This is a genomic window from Erwinia sp. V71 (assembly GCF_965644245.1).
Lineage (GTDB): Bacteria > Pseudomonadota > Gammaproteobacteria > Enterobacterales > Enterobacteriaceae > Erwinia.
Genome location: NZ_CBFFRK010000036.1, coordinates 12,146 through 34,624, shown reverse-complemented (window position 1 = coordinate 34,624; position 22,479 = coordinate 12,146). Strand labels below are relative to the sequence as shown.

Genomic DNA, 22,479 nt, shown 5'->3' with positions numbered 1-22,479 from the left:
AGTCTGAAGAGATGCACGACAAGATCATCGGCTGGTATCTGACAATCAACCACTACCACTAAATCTGCGTCACGACCAAAGATTTCATTTGTTTTCCTGTTTAGGATGAGTGACAGTGAACTATCATTGAAGTATTCGCTCATGAAGAGGGGTGCGCTATGACGACGATGTTTGATGATACGATCAAAAACAGCAAACGAATCAGCGACGGACCGGACTGGACCTTCGAACTGCTGGATGTCTACCTGAAAGAAATCGACCGTGTAGCGAAGCTCTACCGGCTCGACACTTACCCGCACCAGATTGAGATCATTACTTCCGAGCAGATGATGGACGCCTACTCCAGCGTCGGTATGCCCATCAACTATGCGCACTGGTCATTTGGTAAGAAATTTATCGAGACAGAACAGCGCTATAAGCATGGCCAGCAGGGTCTGGCCTATGAAATCGTCATTAACTCCAACCCCTGTATCGCCTATCTGATGGAGGAAAACACCATTACCATGCAGGCGCTGGTAATGGCTCATGCCTGTTACGGCCACAACTCCTTCTTCAAGAATAACTACCTGTTCCGCAGCTGGACTGATGCCAGTTCCATCGTCGATTACCTGCTGTTTGCACGCAACTACATCAGCCAGTGCGAAGAGCGCTACGGCGTGGAAGAAGTGGAACGCCTGCTCGACTCCTGCCATGCGCTGATGAACTATGGCGTTGATCGTTATAAACGCCCGCAAAAAATCTCGCTGGAAGAGGAGAAAGCACGGCAGAAAAGCCGCGAAGAGTATCTGCAGAGCCAGGTGAACACCCTCTGGCGAACCCTGCCACGGCGCGAAAAAGAGGAAACTCAGGCAGGCGCCAGCCGTTATCCGGCTGAGCCGCAGGAAAATCTGCTCTATTTTATGGAAAAAAATGCCCCGTTACTGGAATCCTGGCAACGGGAAATGCTGCGCATTGTGCGGAAAGTCAGCCAGTATTTTTATCCGCAAAAACAGACTCAGGTGATGAACGAAGGCTGGGCAACCTTCTGGCACTACACCATTCTTAATCACCTGTATGACGAAGGCAAAATCAGCGAACGCTTTATGCTGGAGTTCCTGCACAGCCATACCAATGTGGTTTACCAGCCACCGTATAACAGCCAGTGGTACAGCGGCATCAACCCGTATGCACTGGGTTTTGCGATGTTCCAGGATATTAAACGTATCTGTGAATCGCCAACGGAAGAAGATCGCTACTGGTTCCCGGATATCGCCGGTAAAGACTGGCTGGAAACGATGCATTTCGCCATGCGTGAATTTAAGGACGAGAGCTTTATCAGTCAGTTCCTGTCACCGAAAGTGATGCGCGATTTCCGCCTGTTTACTGTACTGGATGATGATCGCAACAATTATCTGGAAATTGCAGCGATCCATGATGAAGCGGGTTACCGGGCGATTCGCCAGCAGCTGTCGGCCCAGTATAATCTGAGCAATCTGGAACCCAATATTCAGGTGTACAGTGTTGATCTGCGCGGTGACCGTTCGCTTACCCTGCGTTATGTACCGCAGGAACGTGCGCCGCTGGATAAAAGCCGTCGCGAGGTGCTGAAACATGTGCACCGGCTGTGGGGGTTTGATGTGCATCTGGAGCAGCAGAACGAGGATGGCAGCGTGGAGTTACTGGATCGCTGTCCGCCTCGACCCACTGCGTTGTAACGACGTTCCCGGACAGCCTCTGGCGGCGCTTACCAGCCCTCCCCCATTTCTGGCGGAGGGCGTATTTTTATCTCTTAGCGACGCTGATGCGCTAAATCCGCAGGCATGGCTTTCTGCATGCTGTGCCAGATTTCACCGCTCTGACGGCCATAGTCACGCACCGCATCCACCACCGCATCCGCCTTATGCTGCTGAACGATCTGAGCCAGCTGCTGATAAAAATGCTGCGCCAGCTTACGAGCTTCCGGATTAGAGAAGTAGTAACGTCCGACACGGGTGTACAATCCTTTCAGACCATTCAGGATCAGTCCGTAAATCGGGTTGCCGGAGGCAAACGCCAGACCGCGGAAAATATTGTAATCCAGTTCGGTATAGGCTTCTGCGTGATCGTCAGCATGCGCGGCGCTTTCAAGCACTTCCAGCGCCTTATCCGGATGATGACTGATCGCACGGCGGATAAAAATTGACGAAATATTGGTGCGCACGGACAGCAGATTATCGATCAGTTGCGGGACGCTGTCATGGTCGAGTCGCGCCAGGGTTTCCAGAATATTTAGCCCGGACGTTTCCCAGAAATTATTCACACGCGTGGGTTTACCGTGCTGGATCGTTAACCAGCCATCGCGCGCCAGGCGCTGCAATACTTCACGCAACGTGGTACGAGTGACGCCAATTAATTCAGACAGCTCGCGTTCTGCGGGTAAAATGGAGCCGGGTGGAAAACGGCTGTTCCAGATGCTCTCAATAATATACTCTTCAGCGAAACCTGCCGGGCTCTGCGCCTTAATGACCATAGCGTTATCTCGTAGCCTTTTGTCTACAGCAAAAAATTCAGCTCATCATACCAGAGGCCCCTGGCATCACCTAGTCTGGAACACACGGAAAACGCGATCACTCCGGGAAAATAATAAAATTCAGCCATCGCTTTGCATGATCAGTATCTTGCCAGCATGTCGGATGCCCTTTACCCTTTGATGGCAAAATAAAAACTGAGGCCAGGATTTGTCATGGATATGTCTGTCAGCCGTGCAATGACACGGAATTTTCTCGGGCAGTCGCCCGACTGGTACAAACTTACCCTGCTGGGTTTTTTAGTCATTAATCCCCTGCTGTTCTTTTTTGTCAGCCCGTTTCGCGCTGGCTGGCTGCTGGTGGCGGAATTTATTTTTACCCTCGGCATGGCGCTGAAGTGCTATCCATTGCTGCCCGGCGGTTTACTGGCACTGGAAGCGATAGTGATCGGCATGGCCAGCGCGGAAAAAGTGAAAGAGGAACTGGCCGCGAATCTCGAGGTGCTGTTGCTGCTGATCTTTATGGTCGCCGGGATTCATTTTATGAAGCAGCTGTTGTTGCTGGTTTTCACTAAACTGTTGCTGAATATTCGCTCTAAGGTGCTGCTGGGATTTGCCTTCTGTCTGGCCGCAGCATTCCTTTCGGCCTTCCTCGATGCCCTGACCGTGGTCGCGGTAGTGATTGCCGTCGCCAGCGGATTTTACGCCATTTATCACCGCGTAGTGTCGCAGGGTGATGGGGAATTTCATCATGATGACCGTGATATTGCCGATGAAGAACAGCGCCAGACTCTGGAAAAATTCCGCGCGTTTCTGCGCAGTCTGATGATGCAGGCGGGTGTGGGTACGGCACTGGGTGGCGTGATGACCATGGTAGGCGAACCGCAGAACCTGATTATCGCCAAAGCCGCGGGCTGGGATTTTGTCAGCTTCTTCCTGCGTATGGCACCCGTTACCGTACCGGTGCTGATTTGTGGCCTGATCACGTCTTTGCTGGTTGAGCGTTTTAAGCTGTTTGGTTTTGGTGAACCGCTGCCCGCGCAGGTGCGCGAGATCCTGCAGGAATACGACCACCAGTCGACCCGCCAGCGTACCCGCCAGGAGACGATGAAACTGTGGGTCCAGGCGCTGACTGGGGTCTGGCTGATTATTGCGCTGGCACTTCACCTGGCGGAAGTCGGTCTGATTGGTTTATCGGTGACCATTATTATTACCGCGTTTTGCGGCGTAACCGATGAGCACGCGATTGGTAAAGCCTTCAGCGAAGCACTACCTTTTACCGCGCTGCTGACGGTCTTCTTTGCGATTGTCGCCGTGATTGCTGAACAGCAGCTGTTTGCGCCGCTCATCCATTTTGTCCTGCAGGTGGATCCCGCTTCTCAGCTACGCTGGTTCTATACCTTGAATGGCCTGCTGTCGGCGATTTCCGATAACGTGTTTGTCGGCTCGGTGTATATCAATGAGGCGAAACACGCCTTTACCAGTGGCGCGATCAGCCTCGATCAGTTTGAGCTGCTGGCTGTCGCCACCAATACCGGCACCAACCTGCCATCGGTGGCAACACCGAATGGTCAGGCGGCGTTTCTGTTCCTGCTGACATCAGCACTGGCACCACTGATTCGTCTTTCGTATGGCCGCATGGTGTGGATGGCACTGCCGTTTACCTTCGTGCTGTCACTGGTGGGCCTGCTGTGCATCATGTATAGCCTGGAACCCCTGACACTATGGATGGTGCAACAGGGCTGGATCGCGCTGCCACAGCAGTAAAACGTACATTTAACGCTTTTTTTAATTTAAGTCATTTATCTGATTGTTTTTTTCGCAGAGCAGGCTGGCAGAAAGCTGCTTTTAGTTTACACTGCGTTTTCTAAAGCTTCTTGCATGGAAAGACTATGTTGAGATATCTGAATCAATGCTCCAGAGGGCGCGGTGCCTGGCTGTTAATGGCGATTATCGCTTTTGCTCTGGAAATGGTGGCGTTGTACTTTCAGCATGTCATGATGCTGAAACCCTGCGTACTGTGCATCTATGAACGTTGCGCACTGTGGGGCGTGGTAGCAGCAGGCCTGGTCGGCGCTGTTGCGCCAAAAACGCCGCTGCGCCTGGTGGCGATCGCAATCTGGATTTACAGTGCGTATGAGGGGCTGCGTCTGGCTTATCAGCACACCATGATCCAGCTGCACCCGAATCCGTTTGTCACCTGTGATTTCGCTGCGCGCTTCCCGAGCTGGCTGCCGCTGGATAAATGGCTGCCGGGTATGTTTGTCGCCAGCGGTGACTGCGCAGAAAACCATTGGTCTTTCCTGTCATTCAGTATGCCACAGTGGTTGATCGTGATCTTCGCTGCGTTTCTGGTGGTTGGCGTACTGGTGCTGATTGCCCAGCCGTTTAAACCTAAACGTCGCGACCTGTTCTCTCGCTACTAAGCGATCGTCGTCATCAATAAAAACGGGCCATTAAGGCCCGTTTTTTTATGCTGACATCACTGTCACGCCCAGTTGCGCGGGCGATTGATAATATGCTCTTCCCAGTCCACCACTTCGCTTTCCCGCACCGCAATATGGCGCACAGAAATACGCGCGGCATGCATTGCCGCTTTCGAACCACTGCGCAGTGGATGCCAGACTGGCAGTGGCTTTCCTTCTGACAGCAGGCGATAGGCGCAGCTCGGCGGCAGCCAGGAGAAGGTCGGCAGGTTTTCACGAGTCAGCTTGATGCAATCCTCTTCATATTCGAAGCGGCGCTCATAATTACGACACTGACAGGTTTTGATGTCCAGCAGGTTGCAGGCGACATTAGTGAAATAGATTTCATCGGTGTCGGCATCCTGCAACTTGTTCAGACAGCACTGGCCGCAGCCATCACACAAGGATTCCCATTCCTCATCGGTCATCTGCTCAAGCGACTTCTGTCGCCAGAAAGGGGTATCAGTCATGAGAAAATCCTGGTTGTGAAAAACCGCACCTTATAAAGGTTTTGTGCGCCAGATGCAACTTTTACAGCACGCGGGTGGTAATGCCCTGCTCACCAATAAACACTTCCAGCTGATCGCCAGAGGCCATTGGGCCAACACCTTCCGGCGTACCGGTCAGAATCACGTCACCTGCGCGCAGGGTAAAATACTGGCTCATATAGGCAATCAGCGGCACGATTTTGGTCATCATCTCTGCCGTGCTGCCGTGCTGGCGGACTTCGCCGTTAACCACCAGTTTCAGCTGCGTATCCTGCGGATCGCCGCTGAATTCGCTGGCCGGAATAAAACCTGACAGCGGTGCGGAGTTATCAAACGCTTTCGATTTCTCCCATGGACGGCCAGCTTTCTTCAGGCCGGCCTGAACGTCACGCAGCGTTAAATCCAGCGCCACACCGTAACCGGCAATCGCTTTCTTCACATGCTCTTCACTCGCCTGCTTCAGCGTCGCACCAATCAGCACCGCCAGTTCGATTTCATGGTGCACTTCGCCAAACTGCTGCGGGATGGAGAGCGGCTGACGCAAATCGCACAGCGCGGTCTCTGGTTTAATAAACACCACCGGCTCTTCGGGTGTCGCACTGCCCATCTCTTTAATATGTTTTGCATAGTTACTGCCTACACACACCACTTTGCTGACCGGATAATCTAACAATGCGCCCTGCCAGTTACGATGCTGATACATGCTGTTCCCCTGTTTGCTGTTCAGTGGTGGCGCTACGCTAATCTGTAGCGCCCGTGCGAAATAGTAGAACCACCTCTGACTATTTATTGTGCGGAAGCGGTCAGAAAACAGAATTGCCGTGCCGGGATATCATCACACGCCGCAGCATGTGGCGAAAATATTTACAGATGAATCTTAATAATGCTTATTGCTTATTTTCCAGATGAATCTTTAGCAGACTTTCCGGTGGTGGTGGCAGTTGCAAATAATAGCCCTGCTCCGCTAATGCCAGCTTCACTTTCTCCAGGCTGGCACTGACCAGTTTCTTACTGCCATCAAGGGGTAAGATCATTGCCAGCTGCGGTTTGCCGAAACCTTTAAGCAGTTCTTCCGGCACGCGGGAGAAATCGTCTTTTTTTTCTACATAAAGATAAGTCTGGTCACGCTGCGGGCTTCTGTAGATCACACAAAACATATTTTTTACTCGAATTAACCTGGATGGCGACTTGCCTGAATATAGCAGTAACTATAACATGCTTACTGTACTTCGGAATATTGTCCCGCCTTGATTAAGCGCTGATAAATTAAGCCTGATTGAGCCGGATTAAGACACAACAGGACTGAGTCAGGACAGATGTCGCAATCGCCAATCGAGTTAAAAGGCAGCAGTTTTACGCTGTCTGTTGTTCACTTACACCACGATCAACCCGACGTGGTTCGCCAGGCGCTCCAGGACAAAATTGACCAGGCTCCAGCCTTCCTGAAAAATGCCCCCGTGGTGCTTAATGTGGCGACACTTTCCGGTGAGGTGAACTGGAAACAGATGCAGCAGGCGGTCAACGCCACGGGTTTGCGCATCGTCGGCGTCAGCGGCTGTAAAGATGACGCGCTGAAACGCATGATTGCCCGTGCAGGCCTGCCGATTCTGGCCGAAGGAAAAGAACAGAAGAAAAACGTGGAACCGGCTCCGCCTGCGCCGCCAGCAGAAAACCCGGTGGCGAAAACCCGCGTGATCAGTACCCCGGTACGTTCCGGACAACAAATTTATGCCCGCAACGCTGACCTGATTGTCACCAACAGCGTGAGCGCCGGTGCAGAACTGGTCGCCGATGGCAACATCCATGTTTACGGCATGATGCGCGGACGCGCACTGGCAGGTGCCAGCGGTGACCGTGACTGCCAGATTTTTTGCACCAGCCTGTCTGCTGAGCTGGTGTCGATTGCCGGAGAATACTGGATTATGGACCAGATCCCGGCAGAGTTTTTTAGTAAGGCCGCGCGCCTTAGCCTGAAAGATGGCGCACTGACAATACAAACACTGAATTAGTCGGGCAGACACCGCCCGTCGCAACAGACTTAGCCCCTTTGTTAAGGAAAGATACATATGGCACGCATTATTGTAGTTACATCGGGTAAAGGGGGCGTTGGTAAGACCACGTCAAGCGCGGCCATCGCTACCGGCCTGGCGCAGAAAGGCAAAAAAACCGTGGTGATCGATTTCGATATCGGTCTGCGTAACCTCGACCTGATTATGGGTTGCGAACGCCGCGTGGTGTATGACTTTGTCAACGTTATCCAGGGTGACGCCACGCTGAACCAGGCGCTGATCAAAGACAAGCGCACCGAAAACCTGTTTATCCTGCCTGCCTCACAGACACGCGATAAAGATGCCCTCACCCGCGAGGGCGTCGAAAAAGTGCTGAACGATCTGTCAGCCATGGAGTTTGATTTCGTGGTGTGTGACTCACCAGCAGGTATCGAGACTGGTGCGCTGATGGCGCTCTACTTCGCGGATGAAGCGATTATCACCACCAACCCGGAAGTCTCCTCGGTACGCGACTCAGACCGTATTCTCGGCATCATCGCCTCAAAATCGCGCCGTGCGGAAACCAGCCAGGAGCCGGTGAAAGAGCATCTGCTGCTCACCCGTTACAATCCAGGCCGTGTCAGCCGTGGCGACATGCTGAGCATGGAAGACGTACTGGAAATTCTGCGCATTCCGCTGGTCGGCGTGATCCCGGAAGATCAGTCTGTACTGCGTGCGTCTAACCAGGGTGAGCCGGTGATCCTGGATACCGAGTCCGATGCGGGTAAAGCCTATGCTGATACCGTCGATCGTTTACTCGGTGAAGAACGTCCCTTCCGCTTCATTGAAGAAGAGAAGAAGGGTTTCCTGAAACGCCTGTTCGGGGGATAACATGGCCTTACTTGATTTCTTTTTATCCCGAAAAAAGAACACAGCCAATATAGCCAAGGAACGGCTGCAAATCATTGTGGCGGAACGCAGAAGGAGCGACAGCGAGCCGCATTATCTGCCACAACTGAAGCGTGACATACTGGAAGTGATTTGCAAATACGTGAAGATCGATCCGGAAATGGTGACGGTCCAGCTGGATAACAAAGGGGATGATATTTCGATTCTGGAGCTGAATGTGACGCTACCGGAAGTGGAAGACGCCCCGAAATGACGCTTCGCTTATCCTGATTTTCCCCTGCACGTTTTGCAGGGGAAATCTGTTCCGGCAGACTCGTCTGATGGCGTATTAATAATTCGCCAGCAGCGCGTTGATGCCGTCTGCCATCAGTTCACCCCGCCAGCCCGCCAGTAATTCCGGCAAACGTTCCCGTGGTTTCAGCTGCCAATGCCAGCTCAGTAACTGGTTGATTTGCCGGCGCGATGCCAGTAGCTCCTGACTTAAACCCGAGCTCTCACTGACCTGCTGCACCAGCGCTTTCAGATCCTTAAACGCTTTGCGGTAATCCGGCTGATCGATGATATTGCTCAATGGCGCAGGCAGTGCCTCTTCCGGCAATGCTTCCGCTTCGGCTACCAGCCCAACCAGCGTTTTACCGTGAAAACGGATTTCATGGCCGTTCAGTCCGAGATGATCCAGCTCGCCCAGTGAGCCTGGCTGGTAGCGTGCCACTTTCCATAAATTCTCTTCGCGCACCACGAAATTGACCGCCATATCTTTCTCGCGCGCCAGCTCCAGACGCCAGGCGGCCAGCAGGCGCAACACTGCCAGCTGACGCGGACGCAGCTGCCAGGCATTGGTGATATCGCGCCAGGCGTCCTGCGGCTGCACCACTTCGCTGCGGCGCTGACACAGCAACGCACACTCGCTCAGCGCGGCGCTCATCTGCCCTGCCGCTTCCGTTTCTGTCATCAGCTGAGCCGCAATCGGCAGCAGATAGAACACATCGGCGGCGGCATATTCGCACTGCCGCGCCGTCAGCGGGCGTGCCAGCCAGTCGGTGCGCGCTTCGCTCTTATCCAGCGCCACGCCGGTATATGCCTCAACAATGGTGGCAAAACCACAGGAGAGCGGACGACCACAAAAAGCAGCCAGGATTTGCGTATCGATCATCGGTTGCGGCATCACGCCGAAATGATGCTGGAACACTTCCAGATCTTCGCTGCCAGCATGGAGATATTTGGTGACCTGCGCGTCAGTCAGCAGGTCGACAAACGGCGTCCAGTCAGTGATGGGCAGCGGGTCTATCAGCGACAGCTGCTCACCGTCATACAGCTGGATTAAACCTAACTGCGCATAGTAGGTGCGCGTGCGGACAAATTCGGTATCCAGCGCCAGCACAGGATGGCGACGTGCAGCCTGGCAAACGTCAGCCAGCGCCTGGTTGTCAGTGATTAATGTGTAATTCAATGGGGTTCTCTCTCACCGCCCGCAAACATAAAACGGGTGGCGTCAGGTGTTAAGCAATAAAAACGCCGGACAATCCGGCGTTGATTAATCTTTGCGATACAGCAGGCTGACCTTATCCGTTGCTTTGCGCCGCCTTAATGGCTTCTTCGCGTAATTCGCGGCGCAGAATTTTACCGACGTTACTCTTCGGCAGCTCGTCACGGAATTCGACAATCTTCGGCACTTTATACCCCGTCAGATGACGGCGGCAGTGCGCGATCAGTTCATCTTTAGTCAGTGAATCATCCTTTTTCACCACGCAGATTTTTACTGCTTCACCGGAAAGCTCGCTTGGTACGCCAATCGCGGCGACTTCACGCACTTTCGCATGCTGCATCAGCACATCTTCGATCTCGTTCGGATAAACATTGAAACCGGAAACCAGAATCATATCCTTTTTGCGATCGACAATACGCAGAAAGCCTTCGCTATCAACGGTAACAATATCGCCGCTGCGAAGCCATCCATTTTTTAAAACTTCATCAGTGGCTTGCGGATGCTGCCAGTAGCCAATCATCACCTGTGGTCCTTTAATGCACAGCTCGCCCGGCTCACCCGGTGCCACTTCATTACCGGCGTCATCCACCAGCTTAATATCGGTGGAGGGCACCGGCAGGCCGATACTGCCGTTGTGGCAGGTGATATCGTACGGGTTGACGGACACCAGCGGCGAACACTCCGTCAGGCCATAGCCCTCCAGCACATAGTGGCCGGTCAGCTTCTCCCAGCGCTCCGCCACCGCTTTCTGCACCGCCATGCCGCCGCCCGCAGAAAGACGCAGCGACGAGAAGTCGAGACGCTGGAACTCTTTATCATTCAGCAGTGCGTTAAACAGCGTATTGACGCCAGTAATGGTGGTAAACGGATATTTACCCAGCTCTTTCACCAGCTCCGGAATATCACGCGGGTTGGTGATCAGCAGATTGCTGCCGCCAAGATCGACAAACAGCAAGCAGTTCACCGTCAGGGCGAAAATATGGTACAGCGGCAGTGCCGTCACCACGATTTCATCGCCTTCACGCAACAGTGAACCATAGGTGGCTTTCGCCTGCTCCAGATTGGCCTGCATATTGCGGTGAGTGAGCATCGCCCCTTTCGCCACGCCGGTGGTGCCGCCGGTATATTGCAGGAAAGCCAGATCATCATTAATGATGGTCGGTTTCACATATTGCTGGCGGTATCCCTGCTGCAGTGCACTGCGGAAGGAAATGGCATGCGGCAGATGGTATTTCGGCACCAGCCGCTTGATGTACTTCACCACAAAGTTAACCAGTGTGGCTTTCGCCGGTGACAGCTGATCGCCAAGGCGCGTCAGAATGACATGTTTCACCTGGGTTTTCGCCACCACTTTTTCCAGCGTATGGGCGAAATTGGAAACCAGCACAATCGCAGCGGCACCGCTGTCATTCAGCTGATGCTCCAGTTCACGCGGGGTATACAGCGGATTGACATTCACCACCACCATACCAGCGCGCAGCACGCCGAACAGCGCAATCGGATACTGCAACAGGTTCGGCATCATCAGTGCCACCCTGTCGCCTTTCTTCAGGCCCAGTCCGTTTTGCAGGTAAGCGGCAAACGCACGGCTGCGCTCCTCCAGCTTACGGAAGGTCATCACCTGCCCCATATTAATAAACGCGGGCTGATCGGCGTAGCGCTTTGCCGACTGTTCAAATAAATCAATCAGCGATATGTAGCGTTCAGAATCAATTTCGGCCGGAACATCAGCCGGATAGCGATTAAGCCAAACCTTACTCAAGGATTCACCTCGGAAATCGTTATTTATTGTCATCGCAGCCTCACCTACATGATGTTTTAACAATATTTTAACTGAGCGTACCAGTTTGCAGATGTTTCTGTGATGAGGTTGCGAAGCGTATCACTAAATTTCTCGAACCAGACATTGATAAAACAAAACGGCCCGGTCGCTGTATGTTGCGACCGGGCCGCTAAAAATAATGTCGAAATATTATATCTTACTGCTGTGGTTATTCGGTCAGGATGGTCTGCACCTGCGCCGGTGTGCTGTTGTTATACCACCACGGCCCGGGTCCCCAGTAACCACCATGGCGGCCACGCGGCGGACCATACCAGATCCAGGGATCAATCGGCTGCGGCGGCATAACCACCTGCTGCGTCAGATGCCAGCGCTGGTAGCCGATGACATTCACCACCACAAACTGGTAATCCGCATCACCGACTTTGCCTTTTTCCGTGCCTTTAATCGATCCGACCACCGTGACCATCTGATTATTCAAATCGACCGGATCAACAAAGCCATTCACATCGGCAAAAATACGCCCGACAGAGGCGGCACTGAGCATCGGTTGCGCACTGCTGTCCAGCGGCTGCGTGGCAATCTCCAGCCGCGTACGGCCCGTCAGGTTGCTCACTTTCACCACTTTACCGCCAAAGCGCGATTCCTGGCCGACATACAACTGCGGCGCATTCATCACACGCAACAGATCCTGCTGCGGCGTCGGCGAGCTGCCTTTTATCGCATCAGGAATAGACGCACAGCCAGATAAAACCAGCGCCGCTACAGCTAACAGGCCCGCAGGGCCAATAAAACGTTTACGCATCATTAACTCTCCCTGGTACTGTTAGTTTAGACTCTGCGGCTGACAATAAGTTGCTGCTTAGCCGCGGCCAGGTAATTTTTTCCATGTCACTTCATTACGCAGGTAGACCGGTTCAGCATGCTCAACCGCCACCGTCACGCCATTGCGCAGTGCCTGCTGCGCCAGCGGCAGCATATCTTCCGCTGCGGGCAGTTCAACACCCGCAGAGGTTAACCGGAGAGCACTGTCGGTCCGCAGCTGCGGCCACGCCTGCCAGCCGGTGCCCACGGTCGCCCATGCGCCATCGAGCTGTGCCATACGCGCCAGCGCGGCGTCCGGTTTCAGCACCGCTTCGCTCGCTTCACCGTGCCAGTTGCCCTGCTCATCACGCTGGTATTCACCCCAGTAGACTTCGCCCATGCGCGCATCAATCGCCGCCAGCACACGGGTGGCACCCGTGAGACGCCATGCACCCTGCGCCATGGTCGCCAGCGTCGAGACACCAATCATCGGCAGGTCGGCGCCCAGCGCCAGCCCCTGCGCAATACCAATACCGATACGCACGCCGGTAAAGCTGCCCGGCCCGCGGCCAAACGCCAGCGCATCCAGTTCCGTCAGCGCCAGCTGATTGTTGCTCAGCACCTGCTGCACCAGCGGCAGGATGCGCTGCGTATGCTCACGCGGACAAAGTTCAAACAGAGCGTCAATATGCTGATCGTTCAGCAGCGCCACTGAACAGGCTTCAGTGGCCGTATCAATGGCTAAAATTCGCGTGGACATAGCAACCTCAGGCGGGATCAAAATTTTTCCGGCGGGCATCTTAGCACAAGATCACGGGAATGGCTGCGCGGGTTGCTCAGTAAGAAAGGCAACAGCGCGTTGCAGGTCGCGGGTGCGCGGCGCGGGCGGCAGGCTGTTAAGGAACACCGAACCATACGGGCGCATCACCAGCCGGTTATCGCAAATCACGATGACACCGCGGTCATTCACATCGCGGATCAAACGGCCCACCCCCTGTTTCAGCGTGATCACCGCATCCGGCAGCTGCACATCATCAAACGGCTCGCCACCACGCACGCGGCAATCCTCCATCCGCGCTTTCAGTAAAGGATCATCCGGCGAGGTGAACGGCAGTTTATCGATAATCACCAGCGACAGCGCGTCGCCGCGCACATCCACCCCTTCCCAGAAGCTGCTGGTGGCGACTAACAGCGCATTTCCTGCGGCGACAAACTGTTTCAGCAGCTGACCTTTGCTGGTTTCACCCTGCAGCAGCACCGGCAGCGTCAGACTGGCGCGGAATTCAGCGGCCAGGTCGCGCATCATCTGATGCGATGTACAAAGGAAGAAGCAACGGCCGTTGTTGGCTTCAATCAGCGGCAACAGCATCCGCGCCAGCTGCCGCGCGCCGCCGGGCTGATTGGGCGACGGCAGATGGCGTGGCACACACAGCAATGCCTGGCGGGCGTAATAGAACGGACTGTCGAGAATCAGCGACTGCGCATTGCTGACACCAAGCCGTTCGACAAAATGGGTCATCTGCTCATTCACCGCCAGCGTCGCCGACGTGAAAATCCACGCTGCCGGGCGTTCATCCATGACTTCACGGAAACGTTCAGAGACGGACAATGGCGTCAGCGCCAGCACAAAGTGACGTGAATTACACTCGTACCAGTAGCTGTAGCCGGGTTGCGACACCTCTTTTAAGCGCTTCAGACGGTTGCGATACAACGCCGCGCGTTCATAAGCCGCATCCAGCAGCGCCGAACGACCGAGCGCCATTTTCGCTACGTCATAGCAGAGTTCCAGCGCATCATCGAGCAGCGTCAGCGCTCGCTGGATAGGCGTGTCGCTGAGCAATTCGCGCAGATTGCCGCGATAACCCGGGTCACCGAGCACCAGGCGGAAATCCTGTGCACACTGCGCCAGCCGGTCGGCGGATTTCTGCAGTTGCTGCATATCGCGAATTTCAGTGCGGTAGGCGATGGTGATGTCTTTCGCCAGATCGAGCAGCTGACGGCTGGAGAGCTGCTGACCAAAATACTGGCTGGCGATATCCGGCACCTGATGCGCTTCATCGAAAATCATCACATCGGCTTCCGGGATCAGCTCAGCGAAACCGCTCTCTTTCACTACCATATCGGCGAGAAACAGATGGTGATTGACCACCACCACATCGGCATCCATCGCGCGACGGCGCGCTTTGACCACAAAACACTCTTTGTACAGCGGGCAGTCACTGCCGAGGCAGTTGTCGTTGGTGCTGGTCACCAGCGGCCAGATCGTGCTGTCTTCCGCCACCGCGCCGCAGGTGCTGATATCACCGTCGACCGTTTCCGTCGCCCAGCCGCGCAGATGCACCAGGTCGCTCAGCGCCTGTACCGCCAGTTCGCCCCCCGCCAGCGACTGCTGTTCCATACGTTCGAGGCAAAGATAGTTAGAGCGCCCTTTCAGCAGCGCCAGCTGACCTTTAAACTTCAGCGCCCGCGCCACCGTCGGTAGATCGCGGCTGTAGAGCTGATCCTGCAATGCTTTCGAGCCAGTGGAGACAATCACTTTTTTGCCGGAACGCAGCGCAGGGGCTAAGTAAGCGAAGGTTTTCCCCGTACCGGTCCCTGCCTCTACCACCAGCTCACTGCGGCGGGTGATCGCCTCCGTGACGGCCTGCGCCATCTGCCGCTGGGCTTCACGCGGTTTAAAACCGGGAATTTCCCGCGCCAGTGCGCCATCTGCTGCAAAATCGTCTGCCACAAACCCTCTCTTCTGCTGCCGGTTACCCATCCCCCGGCGCATTGCTGCCTGAAACCTGGCGGGGATAAAAACACTGTAATTATGTCAGTATTCTGCCCTCATCACCACAACAGATGACAGCGGAATGCTTTCTGTGTCAGGCTTAGCGCCACTCTTGTTAAGTAAGGAATTGCGATGACTATTCAGCGTATTGACGTGGGTTCGCGTATGTCGGAAGCCGTGATCTACAACAACACCGTCTATTACACCAGCGTGCCGGAAAATCTCGACGAGGGAGCAGAAGCGCAGACCGCCAATGCGCTGGCGGTGATTGATGCGTTACTGACGCGTGTCGGTTCCGATAAAAGCAAAATTCTCGACGCGACCATTTTTCTCGTCAGTCTGGACGATGTCCCGGCAATGAACCGCGCATGGGATGCCTGGGTGTCGCCAGGTCATGCTCCCGTGCGGTGCACGGTGCAGGCGCAGCTGGTCGACCCGAAATACAAAGTCGAAATCAAAATTATCGCCGCGCTGTAATGTCCTGCGGCGCGTTACTCGTCCTCTTCGTCTTCGAAACGCGCCGCAATATGACCGCCGGTATGGGTCTCGCGGATCTCCTGCGCCACCTGCGCAATCGCCTGGCCGCTGCTCATGCCCTGCGACATCAGTTCCTGAATGCGCTCCACCGCCTGTTGCTGCTGCTCGTGTGATAATGCCGGTAAACCTGTAATCATGGTGACTCCTCAACTCTTGATGCGCGAATTATTCCATGGTGAACAAACAGATGCCAGCAGGAGAAAAATATGCCAGGCTTGCATCTTTATGTTGTGATGATCTGCTGAACACCATGCCGCCTGTTTACCATCCGTTAGAGTATACGCCCGACGCCCTGAACAATCTGTTTGCCCGCGCCGCCCATCTGCCCTGGGCGATGCTGCTCAGTTCCGGTTTTGCCGAGCACAGTGACAACCGCTTCGACATTATGGTGGCGGAGCCGTGCGCGACCCTGCAGACCGCAGGCCAGCTGACCCGCTGGCAACAGGGCGACAGCATCACAGAATCCACCGATGACCCGCTGAGTCTGTTGCAGCAGGCGCTGGACAGCTTAAATCTGCCCACCACGCAACACGACGATTTCCCGTTCCAGGGTGGCGCGCTGGGTCTGTTCGGCTACGATCTCGGTCGCCGTTTTGAGCACCTGCCACAGCAGGCGCCGGATGACCTGACCACCCCGGATATGGCGGTCGGGCTGTATGACTGGGCCCTGATTGCCGACCACCAGCGCCGGACGCTGACGCTGGTCAGCCACCAACCCGTTGCCGCACGGCTGGCCTGGCTGAAGGCGCTGCCCGTCAATCCGTCACGCAAGCGTTTCACTCTGACCAGCGACTGGCAGTCCAATATGACGCCGGAGAGCTATGCGGAGAAGTTCGCCCGCGTACAGCACTATCTGCAGGCCGGTGACTGCTATCAGGTCAACCTGGCGCAACGCTTTACCGCTGACTATCAAGGCGATGAGTGGCAGGCGTTTACTCTGCTCAACCAGCAAAACCGTGCACCGTTCAGCGCCTTTTTGCGCCTGGAACAGAGCGTAATCCTCAGCCTGTCGCCGGAACGTTTTCTGGCTCTGCAACAGGATGTGATTGAAACCCGCCCGATTAAAGGCACCCTGCCGCGACTGGCAGATGCCGAAGCCGACCGGCTGCAGGCGCAAAAACTGGCGAACTCACCGAAAGATCGCGCGGAAAACCTGATGATTGTCGATCTGCTGCGCAATGATATTGGTCGCGTGGCGCAGCCCGGCACGGTGTCAGTGCCGGAGTTGTTTGTCGTCGAACCTTTCCCGGCAGTGCATCATCTGGTCAGCACCATCCGCGGCCGCCTGAAGCCGACCCTGCACGCCAGCGATCTGCTGCGCGCCTGTTTCCCGGGTGGCTCGATTACCGGCGCACCAAAAGTGCGGGCAATGGAAATTATTGAAGAACTGGAGCCGCAGCGCCGTAACGCCTGGTGTGGCAGCATTGGTTACCTCAGTCTCTGTGGCCGCATGGATACCAGCATCACCATCCGCACGCTGATTGCCGAACAGGGTAAACTGTTCTGTACCGCCGGGGGGGGCATTGTTGCTGACAGCCACTGTCAGGCCGAGTATCAGGAAACCTTCGATAAACTGAAACGCATTTTACCCTGCCTGCAGGCGAGCCGTGATGAACAGTAATCCACTGACGCTGACGCAGTTTCTCGCCCGCTTTACCCTCTGTCTGCCTCCCGCCGCAGAGGATATCGCCCCCAGCCGCCGCGCGGCAGTGCTGGTGCCGGTGGTGGCGCGCCCGCAGCCAACGCTGTTGCTGACCAAACGCGCGGCCACCCTGCGTAAACATGCCGGTCAGGTGGCATTTCCCGGCGGCATGATGGACAGCAGTGATGCATCACTGATCGCCACCGCGCTGCGTGAAGCCGAAGAAGAGGTCGCCATCCCGCCACAGCAGGTGCAGGTGATTGGTACTTTACCCGCCGTGACCAGCAGCACCGGTTTTCAGGTCACGCCGGTGGTCGGTGTACTGCCGGATAATCTGCGTTATCACGCCAATGAGGACGAAGTGGCGGCCGTGTTTGAAATGCCGCTGCAGGAAGTGCTGCGCCTCGGCCGTTATACACCGCTGGATATTCAGCGTCATGGCGTACAGCACCGTGTCTGGCTGTCGTGGTTTGAGGATTACTTTGTCTGGGGGATGACCGCAGGCATTATCCGCCAGCTGAGCCTGCAGACGACGGTGAATCGATCCTGATATCGCCTGCGACGTCAAATATGCTTAAGAATTGCACATCGCGTTATTTTTCACTGGTAATACCTAATCTCACGATCCAAATCACTTACTTACTCACCGTTTTCATTTATATTCCTCGCGCAACGAAAGTCAGTTATGCTATGCCGCCCGTCAGCCTGGTGGGATAAGTTTTTACTGATATTCAGATTATTTTTTTTCATGCGCAAAGGGATCTTTTTCTCGCATGATGAACATATTACCCTCTGCTCACCCGACACCCGCAGCAGAGCTACTGTATTCCTGAGGAGTTTGTAGCGTGATTAGCGTTTTCGACATGTTTAAGATCGGCATTGGCCCATCCAGCTCACATACGGTTGGACCGATGAAAGCCGGCAAACAATTCGTTGACGATCTGGCGGCAACTGGCCAGCTCAGTTCGGTGACCCGTATTGCGGTCGATGTCTATGGTTCACTCTCCCTGACGGGTAAAGGCCACCATACTGATATCGCCATTATTATGGGCCTGTCCGGTGCTTCACCTGACAGCGTCGATATCGACAGTATTCCCGGCTTTATCCGTGATGTGGAACAGCGCCAGCGCCTGTTGCTGGCAAATGGCCAGCACGAAGTGGATTTCCCGCGTGAAGGCGGCATGGTGTTCCGTCGTGATAACCTCTCACTGCATGAAAACGGCATGCGCATTAATGCCTTCAACGGCGAGCTGCTGATTTACAGCAAGACCTACTACTCCATCGGCGGCGGTTTTATTGTCGATGAAGAGAGCTTTGGTCAGTCGACGCTGTCAGAAGTCAGCGTGCCCTACCCGTTCCACAGCGCCAAAGAGATGCTGAACCATTGTCATGATACGGGTCTGTCGCTCTCCGGCATGGTGATGAAGAACGAACTGGCGCTGCATACTCGTGCGGAGATCGAAAGCTACTTCGGTGCAGTGTGGCAGACCATGCGCGACTGTATCGATCGCGGCCTGAATACCGAAGTCGTGCTGCCCGGCCCGCTGCGCGTACCGCGTCGTGCGGCAGCACTGCGCCGCCTGCTGGTCTCCTCCGGCAAACTGTCGAATGACCCGATGAACGTCATCGACTGGATTAATATGTTTGCGCTGGCGGTGAACGAAGAAAATGCGGCCGGTGGCCGTGTGGTCACCGCGCCAACCAATGGCGCCTGTGGCATCGTGCCGGCGGTGCTGGCCTATTACGATCACTTTATTGAAACCGTTACCCCGGATATCTTTATCCGTTACTTCCTTGCTTCTGGTGCAATCGGCGTGCTGTATAAAATGAACGCGTCGATTTCTGGTGCGGAAGTCGGCTGTCAGGGTGAAGTGGGTGTTGCCTGTTCCATGGCAGCGGCCGGTCTGGCGGAACTGCTGGGCGCCAGCCCGGAGCAGGTATGTGTGGCGGCAGAGATCGGCATGGAGCATAACCTCGGCCTGACCTGTGACCCGGTGGCCGGACAGGTGCAGGTTCCCTGCATTGAGCGTAATGCGATTGCGTCGGTCAAAGCGATCAATGCCGCGCGTATGGCCATGCGCCGTACCAGTGAACCGCGCGTTTCACTCGATAAAGTGATCGAAACCATGTACGAAACCGGCAAAGATATGAACGCCAAATACCGCGAAACGTCACGTGGCGGGCTGGCGATTAAAGTCCAGTGCGACTAATATTCAACCATTCTGATTTATAGAAAAAAAATAGTTCATTAGTGGACTATCACCCGCCCCAGGAAACCGATACAGTGAATTAGCGCGGCCTGTTTTATCAGGCCGCGTTGCTGTTTATCGCAGCGCAGCGCTTTTTCTTAACCGGGTCTAAACTAATATTTTATTCGGTCGATAACTGTTACTCGGAATCTCGTTTTGCGCTTTCTTTAAGGGTGGTTACTGATGCAAGTGTCCCAGCAAATTGTTGGACAGTTTCGTCGCAAGCGACTCCTGATCGCTTCGATTGTTGCCGCGTTAGTGCTCATTCTTACTTTAACCTTCCGCTTCTTTGAAGAGAAAGGCCGTATTGAGCAACAAGCGCACCGTTTTGCTAACAATGCCATACAGCGGTTCGACCGCATGTTCTCGCCACTGGATGTGTCAGCCAATAATACGCTGGCACTGGTGGGGCTTGACTGCGCCGATGTCCGTTTCCCGCTGGTGGAGAAAATGGCCATCCTGCAAACCGTGCGCGCGGTATGGCTGATCGATAATGACACCATCTACTGTTCCAGCATCTATGGCGAACGGGCGATTTCCTTCAGCACCTCCTACCCGGAGCTGGCGGTAAATAATCAGCGTATGCTGCTGACGGTAGACAATCATCTGCTGAAAGGCTCACCGGTACTGCTGTTCTGGACCCCGAAAAGCCTCGATAACCGCGCCGGCATTCTGCAGGTGATCAATATCGAGATGATGAGCAACTACCTGCTGGAACTGACGCTGCCATGGGTGGAACGCGCAGTGCTGAACGTCAGCGGTAAAAGCCTGGAATATGGCAATCCACTGATCGAAAACGCGGTGCCGTCGGAAGATGAAGTGAGCTATGAAGAGGCCTCACTGCGCTACCCGTTCTCAATTACCCTGTTTGGCCCATCGCCGGTGCGGCTGGCGCTGGTGAATCTGCCTTCCCAGATGCTGCTGGCGTTATTGCTGAGCCTGCTGACTGGTTATATCGTCTGGCTGGGTACTGCCAACCGCATGAGCATCGCCTGGCAAATCAGTTATGGTTTGTCGGCTCGCGAATTTATGGTCTACTGCCAGCCGCTCATCAATGCGCGCACTGGCGACTGTGACGGCATTGAGTTGCTGCTGCGCTGGAATAACCCACGCCAGGGCTGGATTCAGCCGGACGTGTTTATCCCGATGGCCGAGCGGCAGAACCTGATCGCCCCGCTGACGCGCTTTGTGATTAACGAAGCCGTTAGTTATCTGCCGCAGTTACCGGACAGTCCGAACTTTTATATTGCGATTAACGTCGCTGCCAGCCATTTCCGCGACCGGGCGATTCTCGACGATCTGCACCGTCTGTGGTGGCCAGCCAATCCGCGCCAGCAGCTGGTGGTGGAACTGACCGAACGCGACGCCCTGCCGGTGGTCGATCAGCGCGTGGTCTCGCATCTGCATAAAATCGGTGTGCAGCTGGCCATCGATGACTTTGGCACCGGACACAGCTCACTCGCTTACCTGAAAACGCTGAACCCGGACGTGCTGAAAATCGATAAAATCTTCACCGCCGCTATCGGCACTGACGCGATTAACGCCACCGTGACCGATATGGTAATTTCGCTGGCGCAGCGCCTGAATATCCGCCTGGTCGCTGAAGGGGTTGAGACAGCAGAACAGGCGGCCTATCTGCGTGAACGCGGTGTGGATACCCTGCAGGGCTACTACTATGCACGCCCGATGCCAATGGAAGATTTCCCGGAATGGCTGCGGCAGCATAAGCTGGCGCTGATTGCCTGAACCGGCAAATAACCGCAAACAACCGGGGCGCGATTTTTCGCGCCCCGGTTGTTTATCGTGATGCCTGCCCGTGACGTTTTACTGGCTCACCCCTTAGCGCTCTTCATTAAACACTACGCCTGTCTGTCGGCGCACCTCATCCATCGCTGCGAGGGTGACTAATGATGTCGCCAGCGGACGTACCGGTGAATCGCGCAGCCCCTGACCAATACACCAGGCGAAATGCTCGGCTTCATAACTGAGCTGGGTATAACGGCTGGCAGGCTCCTCCCAGTGCAGCGTCCCGCCCCCCTGGCTGGATGTGAGAGTAAAGTTGCCCGGCGCATAAAACTGGCCATCCAGCACCAGAGTGGCGTCACGCCCGGCAATCACAGCACCGCCTGGCGTATTGCTGAACAGGGTGGTGTTTAACACCGAATGCATACAGTTAGCATGGGTCAGCAGCATCGAAACCTGGCCGTTAACCCCGCCAGGCGCAGGCTGTCCCTGAGCAAAAATGGTTTCCGGCGCCCCGCCCACTTTAACACTCAGACTAATCAGGTAACTGCCGAGATCCAGCATTGGCCCGCCCGCCAGATCAGCATTGAAAATGCGGTGATCGGGCGTAAAAAACTCGCCATGATCGGCAATCAGGGTGTGTACATCTCCCAGCACGCCATCGTCCAGCAGCTGACTCAGCACATCGTATTTCGGCGCAAAGTCGCACCACATTGCTTCCATGCACAGCACACCCTGCTGTTGTGCACGTTGCTGTAGCACAGCGCCTTCCCGCACGTTCAGCGCCAGCGGCTTTTCAATCAGCACATGTTTACCGGCATTCAGCACTTTCAGGCCGTCAGGATAGTGGTGATTATGTGGCGTGGCGATATACACCGCATCAATATCAGGATGCGCCAGCATCTCATCCACACTGCTGAACGCATGGCGAATCTGCCACTTCGCGGCAAAGACATCGGCTTTCTGCTGGCTGCGCGATGCCACCGCCACCAGTTGCTGCTGCGTCTCCCCGGTCAGCGCACGGACGAAGTGATCGGCAATCCAGCCAGGGCCAATAATGCCCCAGCGCAAAACCGGAATGGTGTTTGCCGCCGGACGGCGCGGCACGGGTAATGATGAAGGAAACATGT

General features: G+C 55.1%; 22 protein-coding genes. 11 read left to right on the top strand and 11 right to left on the bottom strand.

The window, feature by feature from the left end:
• The first annotated feature begins 158 nt into the window (after positions 1 to 158).
• On the top strand, positions 159 to 1,694 hold the full coding sequence (locus ACSZO1_RS10290; protein ID WP_437612158.1) for a SpoVR family protein: 1,536 nt from the start codon (positions 159 to 161) through the stop codon (positions 1,692 to 1,694).
• A 74-nt stretch (positions 1,695 to 1,768) separates the two neighbouring features.
• On the opposite strand, the gene fadR is transcribed toward ACSZO1_RS10290, so the two are convergent.
• Complete coding sequence (gene fadR, locus ACSZO1_RS10285) at positions 1,769 to 2,488, bottom strand: fatty acid metabolism transcriptional regulator FadR (RefSeq protein ID WP_437612156.1); 720 nt, start codon at positions 2,486 to 2,488, stop codon at positions 1,769 to 1,771.
• Positions 2,489 to 2,701: 213 nt separating this feature from the next.
• Between fadR and nhaB the strand changes: the two genes are divergently transcribed.
• Together nhaB and dsbB are read left to right on the top strand one after the other, a co-directional pair.
• Positions 2,702 to 4,252, top strand: a complete 1,551-nt coding sequence (nhaB, locus tag ACSZO1_RS10280; RefSeq protein WP_437612154.1) for a sodium/proton antiporter NhaB — start codon at positions 2,702 to 2,704, stop codon at positions 4,250 to 4,252.
• Between the two features lie 125 nt (positions 4,253 to 4,377).
• Positions 4,378 to 4,911, top strand: coding sequence for a disulfide bond formation protein DsbB (dsbB, locus tag ACSZO1_RS10275; protein ID WP_437612152.1), 534 nt, complete (start codon positions 4,378 to 4,380; stop codon positions 4,909 to 4,911).
• A 62-nt stretch (positions 4,912 to 4,973) separates the two neighbouring features.
• On the opposite strand, the gene ACSZO1_RS10270 is transcribed toward dsbB, so the two are convergent.
• The 3 genes from ACSZO1_RS10270 to ACSZO1_RS10260 form a co-directional block, all read right to left on the bottom strand.
• On the bottom strand, positions 4,974 to 5,420 hold the full coding sequence (locus ACSZO1_RS10270; protein WP_437612150.1) for a YcgN family cysteine cluster protein: 447 nt from the start codon (positions 5,418 to 5,420) through the stop codon (positions 4,974 to 4,976).
• A gap of 61 nt (positions 5,421 to 5,481) precedes the next feature.
• Entirely contained in the window at positions 5,482 to 6,141 is a 660-nt protein-coding gene (locus ACSZO1_RS10265; RefSeq protein WP_437612148.1) for a fumarylacetoacetate hydrolase family protein, read from the bottom strand.
• A 184-nt stretch (positions 6,142 to 6,325) separates the two neighbouring features.
• Positions 6,326 to 6,595, bottom strand: a complete 270-nt coding sequence (locus ACSZO1_RS10260) for a YcgL domain-containing protein (protein ID WP_437612146.1) — start codon at positions 6,593 to 6,595, stop codon at positions 6,326 to 6,328.
• 159 nt (positions 6,596 to 6,754) lie between these two features.
• Here ACSZO1_RS10260 and minC point away from each other — a divergent pair, with 159 nt between their 5' ends.
• From minC to minE, 3 genes are read left to right on the top strand one after another with little or no spacing between them, the layout of a single operon-like run.
• Positions 6,755 to 7,447, top strand: coding sequence for a septum site-determining protein MinC (gene minC / locus ACSZO1_RS10255; protein ID WP_437612145.1), 693 nt, complete (start codon positions 6,755 to 6,757; stop codon positions 7,445 to 7,447).
• A gap of 57 nt (positions 7,448 to 7,504) precedes the next feature.
• Positions 7,505 to 8,317: a septum site-determining protein MinD gene (gene minD / locus ACSZO1_RS10250; protein ID WP_437612143.1), complete on the top strand. Its 813-nt coding sequence runs from the start codon at positions 7,505 to 7,507 to the stop codon at positions 8,315 to 8,317.
• A gap of 1 nt (position 8,318) precedes the next feature.
• Positions 8,319 to 8,588: a cell division topological specificity factor MinE gene (gene minE, locus ACSZO1_RS10245; protein WP_437612141.1), complete on the top strand. Its 270-nt coding sequence runs from the start codon at positions 8,319 to 8,321 to the stop codon at positions 8,586 to 8,588.
• Positions 8,589 to 8,663: 75 nt separating this feature from the next.
• On the opposite strand, the gene rnd is transcribed toward minE, so the two are convergent.
• The 5 genes from rnd to ACSZO1_RS10220 form a co-directional block, all read right to left on the bottom strand.
• Positions 8,664 to 9,785, bottom strand: a complete 1,122-nt coding sequence (gene rnd / locus ACSZO1_RS10240; RefSeq protein WP_437612139.1) for a ribonuclease D — start codon at positions 9,783 to 9,785, stop codon at positions 8,664 to 8,666.
• A 112-nt stretch (positions 9,786 to 9,897) separates the two neighbouring features.
• A complete protein-coding gene (gene fadD, locus ACSZO1_RS10235; protein ID WP_437612137.1) occupies positions 9,898 to 11,583 on the bottom strand; it encodes a long-chain-fatty-acid--CoA ligase FadD in 1,686 nt (561 codons plus the stop codon).
• A gap of 229 nt (positions 11,584 to 11,812) precedes the next feature.
• Positions 11,813 to 12,406, bottom strand: coding sequence for a Slp/YeaY family lipoprotein (locus tag ACSZO1_RS10230; RefSeq protein WP_437612162.1), 594 nt, complete (start codon positions 12,404 to 12,406; stop codon positions 11,813 to 11,815).
• A gap of 57 nt (positions 12,407 to 12,463) precedes the next feature.
• Positions 12,464 to 13,165, bottom strand: a complete 702-nt coding sequence (tsaB, locus tag ACSZO1_RS10225; protein WP_437612135.1) for a tRNA (adenosine(37)-N6)-threonylcarbamoyltransferase complex dimerization subunit type 1 TsaB — start codon at positions 13,163 to 13,165, stop codon at positions 12,464 to 12,466.
• A 51-nt stretch (positions 13,166 to 13,216) separates the two neighbouring features.
• Positions 13,217 to 15,136, bottom strand: coding sequence for an ATP-dependent DNA helicase (locus ACSZO1_RS10220; RefSeq protein WP_437612133.1), 1,920 nt, complete (start codon positions 15,134 to 15,136; stop codon positions 13,217 to 13,219).
• A 174-nt stretch (positions 15,137 to 15,310) separates the two neighbouring features.
• On the opposite strand from ACSZO1_RS10220, the gene ACSZO1_RS10215 reads away from it, so the two are divergent.
• Positions 15,311 to 15,655, top strand: coding sequence for a RidA family protein (locus ACSZO1_RS10215; RefSeq protein WP_437612131.1), 345 nt, complete (start codon positions 15,311 to 15,313; stop codon positions 15,653 to 15,655).
• 14 nt (positions 15,656 to 15,669) lie between these two features.
• Here the strand turns inward: ACSZO1_RS10215 and ACSZO1_RS10210 are convergent, their stop codons facing one another.
• Positions 15,670 to 15,852: a YoaH family protein gene (locus ACSZO1_RS10210; RefSeq protein WP_437612129.1), complete on the bottom strand. Its 183-nt coding sequence runs from the start codon at positions 15,850 to 15,852 to the stop codon at positions 15,670 to 15,672.
• A 113-nt stretch (positions 15,853 to 15,965) separates the two neighbouring features.
• Between ACSZO1_RS10210 and pabB the strand changes: the two genes are divergently transcribed.
• The 4 genes from pabB (at position 15,966) to ACSZO1_RS10190 (ending at position 21,352) form a co-directional block, all read left to right on the top strand.
• Positions 15,966 to 17,336: an aminodeoxychorismate synthase component 1 gene (pabB, locus tag ACSZO1_RS10205; RefSeq protein WP_437612160.1), complete on the top strand. Its 1,371-nt coding sequence runs from the start codon at positions 15,966 to 15,968 to the stop codon at positions 17,334 to 17,336.
• Positions 17,326 to 17,907 (top strand): CoA pyrophosphatase, encoded by a 582-nt coding sequence (locus ACSZO1_RS10200; RefSeq protein ID WP_437612127.1) that lies wholly within the window; start codon positions 17,326 to 17,328, stop codon positions 17,905 to 17,907. Before pabB ends, ACSZO1_RS10200 begins: the two co-directional genes overlap by 11 nt.
• 295 nt (positions 17,908 to 18,202) lie before the next feature.
• Positions 18,203 to 19,567 (top strand): L-serine ammonia-lyase, encoded by a 1,365-nt coding sequence (locus ACSZO1_RS10195; RefSeq protein WP_437612126.1) that lies wholly within the window; start codon positions 18,203 to 18,205, stop codon positions 19,565 to 19,567.
• A 222-nt stretch (positions 19,568 to 19,789) separates the two neighbouring features.
• Positions 19,790 to 21,352 (top strand): EAL domain-containing protein, encoded by a 1,563-nt coding sequence (locus tag ACSZO1_RS10190; RefSeq protein WP_437612124.1) that lies wholly within the window; start codon positions 19,790 to 19,792, stop codon positions 21,350 to 21,352.
• A gap of 93 nt (positions 21,353 to 21,445) precedes the next feature.
• Here the strand turns inward: ACSZO1_RS10190 and ACSZO1_RS10185 are convergent, their stop codons facing one another.
• Positions 21,446 to 22,477, bottom strand: a complete 1,032-nt coding sequence (locus ACSZO1_RS10185) for a Gfo/Idh/MocA family protein (RefSeq protein ID WP_437612122.1) — start codon at positions 22,475 to 22,477, stop codon at positions 21,446 to 21,448.
• Positions 22,478 to 22,479 lie beyond the last annotated feature (2 nt).

Excerpts from the sequence above, each read along its gene's own strand:
- fadR (WP_437612156.1), bottom strand. The coding sequence starts at position 2,488 with ATGGTCATTAAGGCGCAGAGCCCGGCAGGTTTCGCTGAAGAGTATATT.
- tsaB (WP_437612135.1), bottom strand. The coding sequence starts at position 13,165 with ATGTCCACGCGAATTTTAGCCATTGATACGGCCACTGAAGCCTGTTCA.
- ACSZO1_RS10270 (WP_437612150.1), bottom strand. The coding sequence starts at position 5,420 with ATGACTGATACCCCTTTCTGGCGACAGAAGTCGCTTGAGCAGATGACC.
- minD (WP_437612143.1), top strand. The coding sequence starts at position 7,505 with ATGGCACGCATTATTGTAGTTACATCGGGTAAAGGGGGCGTTGGTAAG.
- ACSZO1_RS10260 (WP_437612146.1), bottom strand. The coding sequence starts at position 6,595 with ATGTTTTGTGTGATCTACAGAAGCCCGCAGCGTGACCAGACTTATCTT.
- ACSZO1_RS10190 (WP_437612124.1), top strand. The coding sequence starts at position 19,790 with ATGCAAGTGTCCCAGCAAATTGTTGGACAGTTTCGTCGCAAGCGACTC.
- nhaB (WP_437612154.1), top strand. The coding sequence starts at position 2,702 with ATGGATATGTCTGTCAGCCGTGCAATGACACGGAATTTTCTCGGGCAG.
- ACSZO1_RS10290 (WP_437612158.1), top strand. The coding sequence starts at position 159 with ATGACGACGATGTTTGATGATACGATCAAAAACAGCAAACGAATCAGC.
- ACSZO1_RS10230 (WP_437612162.1), bottom strand. The coding sequence starts at position 12,406 with ATGCGTAAACGTTTTATTGGCCCTGCGGGCCTGTTAGCTGTAGCGGCG.
- ACSZO1_RS10265 (WP_437612148.1), bottom strand. The coding sequence starts at position 6,141 with ATGTATCAGCATCGTAACTGGCAGGGCGCATTGTTAGATTATCCGGTC.
- minC (WP_437612145.1), top strand. The coding sequence starts at position 6,755 with ATGTCGCAATCGCCAATCGAGTTAAAAGGCAGCAGTTTTACGCTGTCT.
- dsbB (WP_437612152.1), top strand. The coding sequence starts at position 4,378 with ATGTTGAGATATCTGAATCAATGCTCCAGAGGGCGCGGTGCCTGGCTG.
- ACSZO1_RS10200 (WP_437612127.1), top strand. The coding sequence starts at position 17,326 with ATGAACAGTAATCCACTGACGCTGACGCAGTTTCTCGCCCGCTTTACC.
- minE (WP_437612141.1), top strand. The coding sequence starts at position 8,319 with ATGGCCTTACTTGATTTCTTTTTATCCCGAAAAAAGAACACAGCCAAT.
- ACSZO1_RS10210 (WP_437612129.1), bottom strand. The coding sequence starts at position 15,852 with ATGATTACAGGTTTACCGGCATTATCACACGAGCAGCAGCAACAGGCG.
- ACSZO1_RS10215 (WP_437612131.1), top strand. The coding sequence starts at position 15,311 with ATGACTATTCAGCGTATTGACGTGGGTTCGCGTATGTCGGAAGCCGTG.
- pabB (WP_437612160.1), top strand. The coding sequence starts at position 15,966 with ATGCCGCCTGTTTACCATCCGTTAGAGTATACGCCCGACGCCCTGAAC.
- ACSZO1_RS10185 (WP_437612122.1), bottom strand. The coding sequence starts at position 22,477 with ATGTTTCCTTCATCATTACCCGTGCCGCGCCGTCCGGCGGCAAACACC.